We start from the raw sequence: 14,600 nt of genomic DNA, 5'->3' as shown, positions 1-14,600 counted from the left end.
ACATCAAACAGAACTGATAACAAGACTGGAAACAATACAACTGAAGTATTTAAACCTGATATGGCTGTCCAGAAAGTCACTTTGGACAAAGTCGTATTCGTCAATGATACTGTAAGGTTCCTTATTGTCGTAACCAATACCGGCGATTGTGATTTAACTGACGTTAAAGTCACAGAAATCTTCAAACCAAATGAATTAGAATATAATTCCTACATTGATTCTACTGGCAAATGGTCTAAAGAATCTGATTACGTTTTCGTTTACAGCGGCAATCTGACTGCTGGTGAGAGCGCCAACTTCACTGTGGTATTCACCGCTTTGACTAACGGCACTATCCTAAATACAGTCAATGCCACATCTAACGAAACAGATAACAAAACAGGTAACAATACTACTGATGTTAAACCTATTTGTGATTTGGAAATTACTAAATCTGTTAACCCTGCTAAAGTTTATGTAAACGACACTGTAGTTTGGACTATTGTGGTTGTAAACCACGGTCCAAGCAAAGCAGAAAATGTTGTAGTTTACGACAGCATTCCGGACGCCCTTGAATTCACCATCCCTAAAGGATGCACTTTCGACGGCGAATACCTAATCTGGAATGTAGGTGATTTGGATGCAAATCAAAGAGCTGCTTTAGAATTGATTACTAAAGTAACTCGTGAAGGAAACATAACCAACATTGTTGTAGTGAACAGCTCTACTCCTGATTCCAACGAATCCAACAATAAAGCAAACAATACTACAGTTGCAGAGCCTATTTGCGATTTGGAAATCACCAAATTGGTAAATGCTTCCCGTGTTAATGTCAATGAAAGTGTTGAATGGACTATTACTGTCGTTAACAAAGGCCCATCTACTGCTATGGATGTTGTGGTAAGAGAAATTTTACCGGATGGTTTAGCGATCATCAGCGCAGCTCCATCAGCGGGTAGTTTTGATGAAAAATCCAGGATTTGGGAGATTGGCGAATTGGATACCGATTCTCCTGTTTCTCTTGTTTTGGTAACTAAGGTCTTAACTAATGGTACTTTGACTAACGTAGTTGTCGTCAATTCCACAACACCTGATTCCAACGAATCAAATAATAAGGCAAACAACACTACCGTAGCAGACCCAATCTGTGATCTTGAAGTCGTCAAATCAGTCAATGCATCTGAAGTAAACGTAAGCGACATTGTTGAATGGACTATTACTGTCAAAAACAAAGGCCCAAGTGCCGCAAGCGATGTTGTTGCAAAAGACACATTGCCTGACGGTGTCAGATTGGTTGAAGTTCCTGAAAACTGCAGACTTGAAGGAAATACTGTGATTTGGACTATTGGAATTTTATCTGCTTATGATGAAATTTCATTAACATTATTGACTCAAGTCGTAACCGAAGGAAACAAAACCAATATTGTTATTGTAAACAGTACTACTCCTGATTCAAACGAATCAAACAATAAAGCTAACAATACAACCGATGTTAAACCTGTATGTGACCTTGAAATCACCAAGCTCGTCAATGCAACCAGCGTTTATGTAAATGATGTTGTCGAGTGGACTGTTGTCGTCATAAACAACGGCCCAAGTACTGCAAAAGATGTTGTTGTAGTGGAAACCTTGCCTGATGGAATTGAACTCATCGCAATCAATCCGTCTGTGGGAACCTATGAAAACGGCATCTGGACAGTCGGCGATATGGAAATGAATGCTTCACAAACTCTTGTATTAATTACAAAAGTTCTCACAGAAGGCATCAAAACCAACATCGTTGTCGCAAACAGTACAACTCCGGATTCAAACGAATCCAACAACAAAGCAAACAATACAACCGAAGTTAACCCGATTTGTGATTTGGAAATTATCAAACTGGTCAACGCAACTGAAGTTAATGTAACCGATTTTGTTGAATGGACCATAGTCGTAGTGAACAATGGACCAGGCATCGCACGCGATGTCGTCGCAGTCGACACATTGCCTGACGGTGTCAGATTGGTTGAAGTTCCTGAAAACTGCAGACTTGACGGAAATAAAGTTATTTGGACAATCGGCGATTTGGATGCAGGCAAACCTGTTACAATTACCCTATTGACCCAAGTCATGACAGAAGGAAACAAGACAAACATAGTCATTGTAAACTCTACAACTCCGGATTCAAATAAAACCAACAACAAGGACAACAACACTACAGAGTCAAAACCTGTTTGTGATTTGGAAATCATCAAACTCGTAAGCTCCAAAAAGGCCTATGTTGGTGAAGAATTAACATGGACTATCAGGGTAACAAATCTCGGTCCTAGTGCAGCATTGGACGTTGAAGTATTAGAGGACATTCCAGGTTCCTTGAAACTCGTCAGATACGTTGCAACTGAAGGTACATACGACAAGACTACTAAAATATGGACAATCGGCAAATTGGATAGTGATTCAAGTGCAACCCTCACAATAGTCACTGAGGTATTGAGCGTTGGAAACATTACAAACCCTGTTGAAGCTAAAACTTCAACTCCGGATTCAAATAAAACCAACAATAAAGCTAACAATACCACAGAAGCTTCCGAAATCTGTGATTTAGAACTTAAAAAATCATCAGACAGCAAAGTCTACTACGTGGGAGATGAAATGCACTGGATTATTGAAGTTGTTAACCATGGACCATGCACAGCAAGAGATGTTGTTGCATATGACGTACTGTCATCTTCAGTAAGGTTCATAAGTTACTCAGCTTCCAAAGGTTCCTACGATGCATCTACTGGCAGATGGGACATCGGCGAATTGGCAAAAGGCGAATCAGTCACTTTGGATATACTATGTGAAGTATTGACCGAAGGAATGATTACCAACTATGCTAATGTAACCACAAGCGTCAACGAAACCGATCTGGATAACAATTACGATAACGCTACAGTTGAAGTTACAAACAAAACCGAACCTGTACCTGAACCAGAATCTGAACCTACTCCTGAACCTCCGGTAACCCTTAAGGAAACCGGTAATCCGATCGCATATCTTTTAGCTGCCGTTTTAGTTGTATTTGGTAGTTGCTGGTTAAGGAGAAAACAAGAATAAAAACGAAATTTAAACACGTAACTAGATTTCAAAATCTAGTTATCTTTTTTATTTTTTTAGAAGTTCAAGCAATTTTTTACGCATATATGATCAAAAGTATTTTACTTATTTTTTTTAGATGGAAATATTGTTCCCGTTTAAAACTAACTGTTTTTCATATAAGTTTTATAAACGTTTATTTTAGTCTATTTTTTATTGGGTAATTTGTAATGTTATTTCAAAATTGATTTCACATTGTAAAATTGTTCCCATTTCTATCAAAACCTTTTTATTTTATCAATTTTAAAATATTAACAATGATTCCGAGCGAAGTAACTGTAAAAAGAGATGGCAGTAGAATTAGATTTGAAATAGATGGCATCCATACCGATTGGATGGATGAAGACGATAGTTTTATTGAAAGGATAGATGAGTCCAGTCTGAACAGGGTCTTTTTAAGAAGGCACATCCTAAAGGAAATCGAAATCAGAAACCTCCTTGATGAGGGTATAGGATTTTTAAAATCAGAGGAATGCTCAAAGGCAATAGACTGTTTTGATGAGGTTCTCTTTTATGATTTCCAATACGGTGAGGCGCTGCTCAACAAGTCCCATGCGCTTTTCTGCCAGAAGCATTTCATCAAGGCATTGAGAAACTACATGAAGGCGATTGAGGCATCTTCCGATTTGGAGGATGGCGAATACCGCAAGCTCCTTTTGAAGATGTCAGATGATGAAAAGGATAATCTTCCCGAGATAAAGCAGCACATTTGCGCCGGCGATGAGCACTTCGAAAGCGGCGAATATGAAAAGGCACTAAAAAATTATGAAAATGCACTGGCAATCCCATCTCAAGTTAAGGAAAAGATTCTTTTTAAACTGCTCAACAAAAAAGGTACAACGCACCTTAAATTAAATGACTTTGAAAGTGGACTTGCATGTTTTAATGAATCGTTGAATCAACTAAACAATGACTATGCATGGTACGGCAGGGGCCAGTGTGAATATGGTCTCGGACTTGATGCATCCGACAGCATGACCCATGCAGTCAATCTGGATAAAGGCCAGCTTCTTGAAAAGGCAATTATTCTCAATGAGCAGAAACATTACAATCAGGCGCTGGAGACATGTGACGTTATACTTGACAACCATTTCAGGGTCGATGATTTCTACTTCAGGGCACTTAATGCAAAGATGTATGCAATGAGAGAATTGGATATGGACCTCGGCGAAATCGAAAAGATTTTCGAGGCTTTGGAAGGCTAAGCGCTCTTCGGCTGTCAACTGCATTTTCGCTATTTCTGAAAAATTTATATGTTCCGGAAATATAGTTATAATCATGAAGTTTTCTGGATTCATGAACGTCTACCAGCTGGATGACATGAGCTGGGAGTACCAGTTCGCCGACAAGTCCCTCAAGGCAAACACATTAAAGGAGCTTGAGGTTCTGGTGAGCCTTTACGGGCTTAAGTGGAGAGTCCTTGATGAAAATCTTGCTCAAAAGTCACTTGAAGCCGACAGAAACAACGTCACAGGATTTGTTAATGTCTACAGAAACGGCGACTACTGGCATTACAGGGGAAGCGATCTCAAGTCACACAGCCTTGAGGTGCTGAAAAGGAAAGTTCTCACAGAAGGCCTCGAGTGGAGGGAAAGTGACTCGGAACTTGCCTACAAGAACATGAAGCTCGACTCAAGAAGGTTCAAGAAATAACTTTTTTTCCAAAACATTTATTAACACCATCCTACTAATACTTTAAACACAGTATTATTAAATTGTGCATACCTTGGATTTATAAGGTTAATTGCACTGCGAAATTGCTGAATGGAGGTGCTGAAATGGACGACGAAACACTTAAGAAATACGCTTACGTAAACGTTTCAAGCTACAGGCTCAAGGCGGTAAAATCGCTTAAGGATGACGTCAAGATGCCGACACAGATTGCGGACGAAACAGGAATCAGGCGCAACCACATATCAAAGGTTCTGCGCGAGCTCAAGGAATCCGGCGTTGCCGAATGCATCAACGAGGAGGCAAAGCGCGGAAGGCTCTACCGCCTGACCGACGTCGGCGAAGACATTGCAGACAAGCTGAACGAATAATTGCTGTTAAACATCACAAATTTTAAGGAGGCAGGATATGCAGGTTGGAGACTATGCAGTAAAGCCATCATCCAGCTCGGCGGAAGATGACCTTATCGATTTTTTAAGGTTCAACAATTTCACACATCTTTCCAGTTTTGAGGATGACGGGACAAAAGCGCAGAAGGCAATGGTCGTGAATGTGGTGAACAAGACCTATTTCAGAATAGATGAGCTTCCATCTCCTGCGAAAAGCTTTCCGAAAGGCAGTTTCTCGACAGGATCAACTACAGGGAAGATGAAAAGATAGAGTATGCCGTACTGTATGATGATGACTCGTTGGCCTATGAAGGACTCACCCTTCGCGGAAAGCCGTACGGGCTTGGAGTTGCCTACTATCTCAACGGAAAGGTATACAGGGACGGAGTCTTCGACATAAAGGGCGTCATCGAAGGAAGGGAATACTACCCGTCCGGCCAGCTCAAGTTCGCCGGAATCTGGGCAAAGAACTCCGGTTATGGTCCGAACTATCCGAAAATCGGAAGATACTACTCGCAGGACGGCGATTTGATATTTTGCGGAAAGTTTGAAGTTAAAAAGGGCGGCGTCGGATATCCGATGATGAGATATCCAAAGTACCGCTTCGAGGAGAAGGACAGTCCCAAAATAGAGTATATCAGAAATCCCTGATTTATAAGGCAACCAATATATGGTTTATGAAGAATAATAGGAGGTAAAAACATGGATATCGACGAGGAAAAATTGAATGAATTGAAGGAACAGTACTTGCCGAACAATTCAAGATTGGAAGAGTTAATGAAACAGGAATTGACTCCTGAAATGGAAAGGGAGTTTCTTGAGTTATTCAAGGAGTCACAGCTCTTCATGCCTGTGACATACAGCGCGAACATGTTTGAAGGCATTGAAGACGCAAAGGAAGGGGATATCATTGAACCTGAAGGTCAGGTAGGTTTTGACATCAACTGCCTGACAGACAAAGAGGGAAACAGGGCAGTTCCATTGTTTACAAGCGATGAGGCAATGGAAAGTGCTGGAGTGAGAAGCTCATCAATTGCAATTTTCATGAGCGATCTTGCCGAAATGCTTAAGCAGACCGACAGATATTCTGCCCTTGCAATAAATCCTTTCACAGAGCATGATATCAATCTGCCGATTGGTGCGTTCTTATCACTGTTTCAAGAGCCGACAGAAGAGGAAAAGGCGTTTATCAAAGCATTGAACGAAGTTCTTGAAGCCTTAAAGGAGCATTCAATTGAGCTTAAGGAAAACACTACATTGTTTTTCAGGCATGATGAAAACGTCATGGTCGAAAATGCGGTTGATGGAGTATTCGTTCCCAAATTGCCGTTTAATGTGAGTAGCGACCCTGAATATGGCAAGGACATGAAATATACCAACATACTGCTGATGCCAGAATCCAAAAAGATCCTGCCGACCCATCCGGATAATGATTTGGACATATTCATTGCTCCGGGAACAGAATTCAGGCTTGAGGATACGATGGACGGAACCCAGAACCTTTGGATGTGCGGAGCACAGCCTTTCTATGATGAGTGAACTATCATGATTGAGCTTGAAGAAAAATACGTTTTCCACATTCCGCTTTATAAGTGTGCCGGCGATGAGCTGGCTGCAATAGAAGCGGAAGGGATTTTGGATGAGCTGGTTGATGAGTTAAGCCAAAACGGCTTTGACAGCCTGTACATGACAAAGGTTGAATCCATTTACAAATCAAGGCGCTTTGATGAGCTTTTAATAACGGTATTTGCATCTTCAAACACGCCTGAAAGCATTTTCAGCGAGTGGTTTAGCAAAAACAACGACGTTTTGGGCCAGGAGGCCTTCGCCTATGAAAAGGCAAACAGGATGATAATTAATGACTTGAGGTGATGATTATGCCGATGTGTCCGAATTGCGGCAGCTGGGTGAGCGAAGGAAGTTCAACCTGGAGCTGCGGAACTCCAATGGGCGGCTATTCATATGTGGATTGGGAACTTGAGGACAAGAAGAGGGATATAAAAAATCTATATTATGAAGTGGAAAGACTGAAGGAAAAGGGAAGACTTGCCGAGACCCTTGAAAAGTATGAGGAAATCCGCCAAATCGACGATTCAGACATCCCGAATGATGAAAGGTCAAACGGCCGGGTTCTCCATATCCTCAGCAATCTGGACATTGACATTGCAGATTTGCATTTTGAGCTGGGCGAATATGAAAAGGCATTGGAGCTATACAGTTCCAACAGAAGCTTTTCCTATGAAAACCGAAGAAAGGCCGCCCAATGTATGATCAAACTTGAAATCTATGATGATGCCATCGACGAGCTGAAAGAATTGATTGAACACATCAAAGGGGTTCACATCATGTCCTTTGATGATTGGTATTCGAATGACGAGAAGGATTATGAAAGGTATGTCAGAGTACAGAAAAGCTGGTACAGGCTTTTGGCAAGGCTTCTCAATGAACTTGGAGAGGCCTATTTTCGCGATGGCCGGCCTTATGAGGCAATAAGCTGCTATGAGGATGGAATCGGATTTGACCATGACTATGCACGCAACTGGTGCTGCAAGGCATTCGTGCTTGAAAGGCTTAAGAGGTATGTGGAGGCCCTGAAGTTCTATGGCATAGCGTTAGCGATTGATGAGGATGATGAGTTCACATTGAAAAACAGGAAAAGCTGTCTTGAAAGCTACGCAACCGCGTATGTTACGGGAAATTATGATGTGAAAAGCGAATATTTAAAAGAGGCATTGAAACTGATAGAAGATGAAGAGGAGTCCATGCCGATAATATGGGGCTATTCGGGCGATTATTAGACTAATTTTGATAGAAAAATTATGGATGGCAATGGCCGCAAGGGGAATATTTTTGATTTATGGATTTATATGTTTTTCAGTCTTTGCCGTCTGATTAATGGGTGGAGAATGTCTTCATCTAAAAAGGTTTAAGTCATGGAATCAAATATATAATTTGTTGAAACTAAGACTTAGGGTGGAATCTTGGAAATATTTGGAAGGCCGGTAAACAGACGCTATGCATTATGGCTTATTTTGCATATTATTATATTAATAGACATTGTTCTCATTTCCCTAGCAATGCTTATATCCCTTCCAAAGGACCTTTCTGTCTTCATCCAAAAATTCGATTTCTGCGTGTGTATTGTTCTAATGATCGAATGGTCAGCAAGGTTTATCATCTCAAAGCCAAAAAAGATCTTCTTAAAGCAGAAAAGCAATTGGATAGATTTGATTGCATCTATTCCCTTTGATGTCCTTCTTCCAATCATTATTCCGCAGAAGGGAGTGCTCAGGTATTTGAGGCTTTTGAAGCTTTTGAGGATAGTTGCGCTTTTCAACAAGTTCTTCAATGATGTAGATACATTCATCAAAAAGACACAACTCGACAAGATCTTTGCAGGAATGCTTCTCACAATACTGGTATTTACCATACTGATGTATTTCTACGGTCCGACCTACGGGCTTCTTGACGATTTCTACTTTGTAATCGTGACCTTGACAACCGTAGGGTATGGTGACATTACACCGAAAACATACAATGAAAAGATACTTGCGGTCATTCTTGTGTTTGTAGGAGTCTTTGTCTTTTCAACCATTACTGCGGCCATTTCATCATATTTAACCGAAAGGCTTCTCGATGAGGAGGAGGACGATATAGGAGCCATTGTGGAAGATAAGGTGAAACCGGTCAGCGAAGAGATGGCCCAAATCAGAAAGGAGCTTGAAGTCAGCCACAGGCAAAATCAGGAGTTGAGGGATGAAATCCGAGAGCTTAGGGAACTTATTGAAGGTAAAAAGTAAATCTTTTCCTGCCTATTATATAAAATCAAGTTGAATGGGCGGACTCAAACATTGTGTAATTAAGGAAATTATAAAATGAATTAGATTATATAATAATATCCTTTAATTTTTTTTCAAGATTTTTATTCTCATCTGTTTTTCCCTTTTCAAAGCCGATTCTTCGCAGGTAATCATATTGGGGATTTATATGCCTTTGAATAATATGATCCTTAAGCTGCGATTCTTTTAGGTTTGTCATCTCCAGGGCTTTTCTTTTGTCAAAGCCGATTCTAATAAGTTTTCTTGTAAAGTCAACCCTTGCTTGAAGCTTGCCTTTATCCACCGATTCATTTAGATAATGCAATTCCATTGGGTGGAGATTGTCCTTAAAATAGGCAAATGAGGATTCGATGAATTCCCGATTTATATAATTTTTGAGGTCAGTTAACTGGTCTTTTGTAAGGTTTTTCTCAACAATTTCATTTATCAGCTCATTTTTAGCAAAAGTCTTTAAATATTCTTCTCTTAAATCCCGTATCATGGTTATAGGGTTTTGATTTGATTATATTTAAATCAATAAGTTATTTTTGAGGTCAATTTTTCAAATTGGGACAATATTTGCTTGGATTTTTAAATGGCATTTGTTTGATATTGTCTTTGATAGAAATATTTGTGAAATATGAGTATTTTTAGGATTAAACTTCAAATATCTCTATTATTTTTATGAAAATATCTTAAAAAAAGGTTTGATATCTATGACTATAAACTTTTACAATAAGTGTGTGAGGTACTATGATTATTCACAACATTGATTAATAATACATATTTTTAAATAATATTTTATACACAATATTAGTATAAAATGATATTTGATGTGATGGTATATGATATTTGATGATGAGTTATATGTTTTAAAAGATAAAATTGCACATGCACAGGATATGGAAGAGTTAAATTACCTTAGAGTAACAAATGAGAAGAAATACTGGTGGACAAGCATATTTGTAGCAGGATTATTCTATGCATTAAACGGTAAAGTTGGAAAGATGCTTTTGACTTGGATTTTAGGATTAGTAACACTTGGAATCTATGCATTATATGTAATTTATACAAGTTATAGGGATCAAAACGAGTTTAACAATCAGATGGAATATACAATACTTCAAAGAAGTAAAGAGTTAAAAGGATTACCAACCTCTGCAAATGCACAACCTGCCGAGTCAAACGTTACATTTAAGTGTCCTGAATGCGGTAACGAACTCAATGATTCACTTAAATTCTGTCCGGGTTGCGGAACAGAAGTGGAAGCTCCTCAAGATGTAGTTAATTTCTGTACAAATTGCGGTGCAAAAATAATGGATGGGGCTCAATTCTGCCATGAATGCGGAAATACATTAGAAGGAGAGGAAGTTAAAGAATTGAGTGAAAGTGAAGTTATTGAGTTGCCTGAAAGTGATGTAAAACTAATTGAAGAGTAAAATATCTAGTCTAAATAAAATCAATTTTAGTCTGTCAATGCCAAATAAGCATATGTTTTGATGGTTTTTGGTGTGGATTGCCAGATTTTATGATGGAGTATCGCCATGAGCTGGAGTAACTGCTTTTCAAGCGGGTACCTGAAGCTTCGGCGGTATTTTTTTAAAATTTCAGTGGGATTCAGCTATTTTTAAGTTAGCATTTTCTTTGATGTGGTTTTAGAACTCAAAAGATTTATATTATTGACTGAGTAAGAGTATATGGCTATTTTTAATTAAATCAACATCATATTCATATTTTGCGTTGTTGATTTTTCGTGAAACTTTCAATGTCTAATCTGTTTGGATTTGGTGATTTCAGTATTCTTTCATTTTAATTATTTTTTACTGCTTTAAGGTATTATTTGAATATGCAATCTGATGTAAAAATTTCGATTTAATGAGCTATCAAATGTGTCTTGACATATTTGGGCCAATGAATGGAAAGATTTATAAAGCACATCATACTAACATTATATTAACAATATAAATTCAATTTTTTATACACCATTAGAACTATCACTTAAGAGGAATGTTTCAGATGATTGTCATAAAAAAATTCCGTGGGGATAACATGAATATGCTGGAATTGTTAAAGGAATGTGAAAAGGCATACTGTGAAGATAATTATTCAAGATTGGACTGGGCTTGCAATCAGATACTGGAACAGCAGGAAAACAATGAAACTGCACTAACCTATAAATTATATGTTTATTGTGATTGGCGCCAGTATCATCTGGTTTTTAGAATTTCAGATAAGATTCATGAATTATATCCCAATAATTATCATGCCTATAATGCTGAAGCAATGGCATATATGGCCAAAAAGGAGTTTGAAAAGGCTTTGAAGTGTTGTGATGAAGGTTTAAAAATCAAGGATTACTATTGGCTTAGAATGAATAGGATTGAATCTTTAATGGTCTCACTTGCATAATACTTTAGAAAAACATGGTAATTATAGTGGTAACGTTTAAAAAATAAAAATTAGTTAATTATAATAACATCAATGTTAAAAAACTTTAATGGAAAAAAATTTATTTTTTTTAATTAATTAACTGAGTTCATTATTTTGTAATTAAGATAAAAATTATTCTAATTGTGTTGAAACGAGAATATTGCGTTTATTTTGTAAAATGTAGTCAAATAAATGAAAAAATATTTAATATATGGTAAGTATAAATTTAATATAATTATTGGGTGTTTATTATGGTTATTAAAAATAATATCAAAATAAAAAACTTTGGTCCGATTAAAGAAGCTAATATTGATATTTCTCCATTAACCATATTTGTTGGTCCAAATAGTTCTGGAAAATCTTATTCTGCTTGTTTAATTCATTCTTTATTAAATCCATTTTCTGGAAAATTTGAGGATATTGAAGATTCAATTTCAATAGATTCTTTAAAATATATGCTTAATAATAATAATGAGGTTTTCGATGAATATAATTATAAATTTATTGAGTATTTAAATAAAGACCCTGATTTTTCTAATAATCCATTTAAATTATCTGTTGATGAATTTGATAAGTTATTTTATGAGGGGATTGGTAAATTTTATTTAGAGACTATTGAATCTAATTTAAAAAATAATTTTTTTAACAATATCAATAAACTTAATAATATTATTAATTCACCTTTTTCAATCGAATTTAATGGAATTTCTTTGATAAATGATAATGGAAAGTTGTTATTAGATAATTTCTTTTTAGAAACAATTGGTGAATCTCAAAATAATCCAAATCCAGAAAATAATGGTGAATTGGTTTTAAGTATTTCAAGGGATGATAAGTTTGTTTCAATAATATTAAATCCGATTTATTTAAACTTAGCTAAGTTAGATAATATATATATTCCAGGAATAATCTATGGAATTCTTTCCCAAGCATTTATTTCTAATTTAGTAGAAAATTCATATTATATTCCTGCTTCAAGTTATACTATATCAAATCATTTAAATTCAGTTTTAGCTCATGAAATTAATGGAAATGTTAATTCGTCTAGATTAGATAAAGAATTAATGTCTTTGTTATTAGATAATGAAACTTCTGATGAGGGTTTTTATAAAGATATTGCAGTTGAATTGAGTAAAGAAATACTTGGTGGAGTTTTAGAGTTTAATAATGTTGATGAAGGAATTAAATTTATTGATGAAACAAATGGGGTGGAATTTGATTTTAAATCACTTTCATCATCTGTAAAAGAATTAACTTCATTTATTAAATATTTAGTTGATTTATCAAGCAAAGATGATTTTTTAATAATAGAAGAACCTGAAAATCATTTACATCCTGTAAATCAAAGGATATTAGTTAAATATTTAGTTAAATTAATCAATAATGGGTTAAATATTATATTAACTACTCATAGTGACTATATTTTAGAACAATTTAATAATTTCATTAGATTAGGTAAAGTGAATGAAGATAAATTAAATGAATTTGGATATTCTGAGGATAATGTCTTAAATCATGAAGATGTTAAAATTTATAATTTTAAAAAGGAATCTGATTATCTTTATGTTCCTAAAGAAGTAGATATTAATGAAACAGGGTTCATTGACGAAAACTTTTCAGAAGTTACAGATGAACTTTATAATGAATCTGTAGATATTATTGATAATATGGAAAGTGATTAAATTGCCTTATGAGCATATTTATAATTATTATTCTCAAAAAAATTGTTTTAATTTAGATAAAATTTTCGTTGATGATTGTGAGGAGAATAATTGTAAAATATCTAATCTTCCAAATGATTGCATTCTTTTAGATGGTGATGAAATTGAAAAATGTTTATCAGGAATTTTAGATAAATCTGCAGATAGGATTATTATTAAAACGAATGTTGGTGGAAATAAGTTAGATATTTATGTTTGTGAATTATCTCATGGTAAACGTAACCCAAAAGTTATTGAAAATAAAATTAAAAATACGGGAAATCATATTGTTAGTGTTATTAATCCTTCTGAATTTGAAATAAATGAGTTTAAATGTTTTTATATAGGTCAGTATGAAGATTTATATAAAGGTTTATTGAAGAAAAAATCACCGGTTATTAAAATAAATGGCCTTAATATAAATAAAATTAGGATTAAAAGATTCAATTGTGGAACATCTTTTGATAGATTAAATTAATGGTTAAAATGTATATCTCTGATTCAAATATAAATGATTTAGATGAAGATCGATTAAATAGGAAAGGATTTGCAGAATCATTAGCAAAATCTATTGCAAGTTATTATGATGATGAATGTTTGACAATTGCTTTAATGGGTGAATGGGGTTCTGGTAAAACATCTATTATATCCATGTTTGATTTTTATTCTAAAATATTTAATAATAGAAATATTATAGTTTATTTTAATCCTTGGCATTTTTCAAATCGTAATAATTTATTATCTCATTTTTTCAACGTTTTAGGAAATGTTAAGGAAAAAAATTTCATTAATAGAATTACTAAGAAAAATTTAAAGAAATTAGGAAAATCCTTAATTAATTCAACATCTTTCGATCCAATAACTGGTAAAATTTCAATTAATTCGAGTTTTAAATTAGAATCTAATATTATTAATGATAAAACTTTGATTGAACTTAAAAAAGATATTTCTGATGATTTTCAAAGACTTAATAATAAAGTAATAATTGTTATTGATGATATAGATAGATTGACTAATATTGAAATACAACAAATTTTTATGCTTGTTAAATCTTTAGCAGATTTTCCAAATGTCATCTATTTATTATCATTTGACAAAGATGTAGTTGTTGAATCTTTATCTAAAATTAATGTTCCTAAACCTGAAAAGTACATTGAAAAAATTATTCAAATTCCGATTGTTGTTCCAAAAATGAATCAAGCATATTTGGGTGATTTAATTGAAGAATATTTGGCTGATTTTTATTATATTAATTTTCCAAGATGGGAAATAAATGAGACTTCTGTAGATGATTTTGATTATGATGATTATATTAAAAAAGAGTTTTTAAATATTTATTCATTATTAATTCCTTTTTTTGAGTCTGTAAAATTTCATAGGCTTCTTTCAAATTTTATTTTTTTACACTTGAAATTTCACTTCGATAAAAATTCGTTCTAATTTTTCTTTAATTTCAAAATAAACAATTAAAAATAGTAAATTACTTAAATAAGTGA

16 protein-coding genes are annotated in these 14,600 nt (G+C 35.0%); 15 read left to right on the top strand and 1 reads right to left on the bottom strand.

Going from position 1 to position 14,600, the window contains the following annotated elements:
- The 10 genes from E7Z77_RS00915 to E7Z77_RS00870 all read left to right on the top strand — a co-directional run.
- Positions 1–3,057 (top strand): DUF11 domain-containing protein (locus tag E7Z77_RS00915; protein ID WP_292749152.1); only part of this gene is annotated, 3,057 nt, incomplete at its 5' end.
- A 296-nt stretch (positions 3,058–3,353) separates the two neighbouring features.
- Positions 3,354–4,301, top strand: a complete 948-nt coding sequence (locus E7Z77_RS00910) for a hypothetical protein (protein WP_292749150.1) — start codon at positions 3,354–3,356, stop codon at positions 4,299–4,301.
- Between the two features lie 73 nt (positions 4,302–4,374).
- Positions 4,375–4,749 (top strand): hypothetical protein, encoded by a 375-nt coding sequence (locus tag E7Z77_RS00905; RefSeq protein WP_292749147.1) that lies wholly within the window; start codon positions 4,375–4,377, stop codon positions 4,747–4,749.
- Between the two features lie 125 nt (positions 4,750–4,874).
- Positions 4,875–5,138, top strand: coding sequence for a winged helix-turn-helix domain-containing protein (locus tag E7Z77_RS00900; protein ID WP_292749145.1), 264 nt, complete (start codon positions 4,875–4,877; stop codon positions 5,136–5,138).
- A gap of 37 nt (positions 5,139–5,175) precedes the next feature.
- Positions 5,176–5,427, top strand: a complete 252-nt coding sequence (locus E7Z77_RS00895; protein ID WP_292749142.1) for a hypothetical protein — start codon at positions 5,176–5,178, stop codon at positions 5,425–5,427.
- 29 nt (positions 5,428–5,456) lie between these two features.
- Positions 5,457–5,807, top strand: a complete 351-nt coding sequence (locus E7Z77_RS00890; RefSeq protein ID WP_292749139.1) for a hypothetical protein — start codon at positions 5,457–5,459, stop codon at positions 5,805–5,807.
- A gap of 51 nt (positions 5,808–5,858) precedes the next feature.
- The gene (locus E7Z77_RS00885; RefSeq protein ID WP_292749136.1) at positions 5,859–6,695 is read left to right on the top strand and encodes an SseB family protein; all 837 of its coding nucleotides are present in this window, start codon (positions 5,859–5,861) and stop codon (positions 6,693–6,695) included.
- A gap of 6 nt (positions 6,696–6,701) precedes the next feature.
- Complete coding sequence (locus tag E7Z77_RS00880; RefSeq protein ID WP_292749134.1) at positions 6,702–7,028, top strand: hypothetical protein; 327 nt, start codon at positions 6,702–6,704, stop codon at positions 7,026–7,028.
- 5 nt (positions 7,029–7,033) lie between these two features.
- A complete protein-coding gene (locus tag E7Z77_RS00875; protein ID WP_292749132.1) occupies positions 7,034–7,954 on the top strand; it encodes a tetratricopeptide repeat protein in 921 nt (306 codons plus the stop codon).
- Positions 7,955–8,137: 183 nt separating this feature from the next.
- Complete coding sequence (locus E7Z77_RS00870) at positions 8,138–8,956, top strand: ion transporter (RefSeq protein ID WP_292749130.1); 819 nt, start codon at positions 8,138–8,140, stop codon at positions 8,954–8,956.
- Positions 8,957–9,041: 85 nt separating this feature from the next.
- On the opposite strand, the gene E7Z77_RS00865 is transcribed toward E7Z77_RS00870, so the two are convergent.
- On the bottom strand, positions 9,042–9,476 hold the full coding sequence (locus tag E7Z77_RS00865) for a hypothetical protein (RefSeq protein WP_292749127.1): 435 nt from the start codon (positions 9,474–9,476) through the stop codon (positions 9,042–9,044).
- 343 nt (positions 9,477–9,819) lie between these two features.
- On the opposite strand from E7Z77_RS00865, the gene E7Z77_RS00860 reads away from it, so the two are divergent.
- The 5 genes from E7Z77_RS00860 to E7Z77_RS00840 all read left to right on the top strand — a co-directional run bounded on the left by E7Z77_RS00860 (position 9,820) and on the right by E7Z77_RS00840 (position 14,544).
- The gene (locus E7Z77_RS00860) at positions 9,820–10,413 is read left to right on the top strand and encodes a zinc-ribbon domain-containing protein (protein WP_292749125.1); all 594 of its coding nucleotides are present in this window, start codon (positions 9,820–9,822) and stop codon (positions 10,411–10,413) included.
- A 610-nt stretch (positions 10,414–11,023) separates the two neighbouring features.
- Positions 11,024–11,383, top strand: a complete 360-nt coding sequence (locus E7Z77_RS00855) for a hypothetical protein (protein ID WP_292749122.1) — start codon at positions 11,024–11,026, stop codon at positions 11,381–11,383.
- Positions 11,384–11,655: 272 nt separating this feature from the next.
- Positions 11,656–13,086 (top strand): AAA family ATPase, encoded by a 1,431-nt coding sequence (locus E7Z77_RS00850; RefSeq protein ID WP_292749120.1) that lies wholly within the window; start codon positions 11,656–11,658, stop codon positions 13,084–13,086.
- A 1-nt stretch (position 13,087) separates the two neighbouring features.
- On the top strand, positions 13,088–13,582 hold the full coding sequence (locus E7Z77_RS00845; RefSeq protein WP_292749118.1) for a hypothetical protein: 495 nt from the start codon (positions 13,088–13,090) through the stop codon (positions 13,580–13,582).
- An 8-nt stretch (positions 13,583–13,590) separates the two neighbouring features.
- Positions 13,591–14,544, top strand: a complete 954-nt coding sequence (locus E7Z77_RS00840; protein ID WP_292749116.1) for a P-loop NTPase fold protein — start codon at positions 13,591–13,593, stop codon at positions 14,542–14,544.
- Positions 14,545–14,600: the final 56 nt, after the last annotated feature.

It is taken from the genome of Methanobrevibacter sp., from assembly GCF_015062985.1.
GTDB lineage: Archaea > Methanobacteriota > Methanobacteria > Methanobacteriales > Methanobacteriaceae > Methanocatella.
Note: the sequence above shows the minus strand (reverse complement) of the source record. Positions and strands in the feature narration are given on the sequence as shown.

What these genes read in the sequence shown, in the direction of transcription:
- E7Z77_RS00885 (WP_292749136.1), top strand. Translation starts at nt 5,859, where the DNA reads ATGGATATCGACGAGGAAAAATTGAATGAATTGAAGGAACAGTACTTG.
- E7Z77_RS00865 (WP_292749127.1), bottom strand. Translation starts at nt 9,476, where the DNA reads ATGATACGGGATTTAAGAGAAGAATATTTAAAGACTTTTGCTAAAAAT.
- E7Z77_RS00860 (WP_292749125.1), top strand. Translation starts at nt 9,820, where the DNA reads ATGATATTTGATGATGAGTTATATGTTTTAAAAGATAAAATTGCACAT.
- E7Z77_RS00900 (WP_292749145.1), top strand. Translation starts at nt 4,875, where the DNA reads ATGGACGACGAAACACTTAAGAAATACGCTTACGTAAACGTTTCAAGC.
- E7Z77_RS00910 (WP_292749150.1), top strand. Translation starts at nt 3,354, where the DNA reads ATGATTCCGAGCGAAGTAACTGTAAAAAGAGATGGCAGTAGAATTAGA.
- E7Z77_RS00895 (WP_292749142.1), top strand. Translation starts at nt 5,176, where the DNA reads ATGCAGGTTGGAGACTATGCAGTAAAGCCATCATCCAGCTCGGCGGAA.
- E7Z77_RS00905 (WP_292749147.1), top strand. Translation starts at nt 4,375, where the DNA reads ATGAAGTTTTCTGGATTCATGAACGTCTACCAGCTGGATGACATGAGC.
- E7Z77_RS00840 (WP_292749116.1), top strand. Translation starts at nt 13,591, where the DNA reads ATGTATATCTCTGATTCAAATATAAATGATTTAGATGAAGATCGATTA.
- E7Z77_RS00855 (WP_292749122.1), top strand. Translation starts at nt 11,024, where the DNA reads ATGAATATGCTGGAATTGTTAAAGGAATGTGAAAAGGCATACTGTGAA.
- E7Z77_RS00850 (WP_292749120.1), top strand. Translation starts at nt 11,656, where the DNA reads ATGGTTATTAAAAATAATATCAAAATAAAAAACTTTGGTCCGATTAAA.
- E7Z77_RS00875 (WP_292749132.1), top strand. Translation starts at nt 7,034, where the DNA reads ATGCCGATGTGTCCGAATTGCGGCAGCTGGGTGAGCGAAGGAAGTTCA.
- E7Z77_RS00880 (WP_292749134.1), top strand. Translation starts at nt 6,702, where the DNA reads ATGATTGAGCTTGAAGAAAAATACGTTTTCCACATTCCGCTTTATAAG.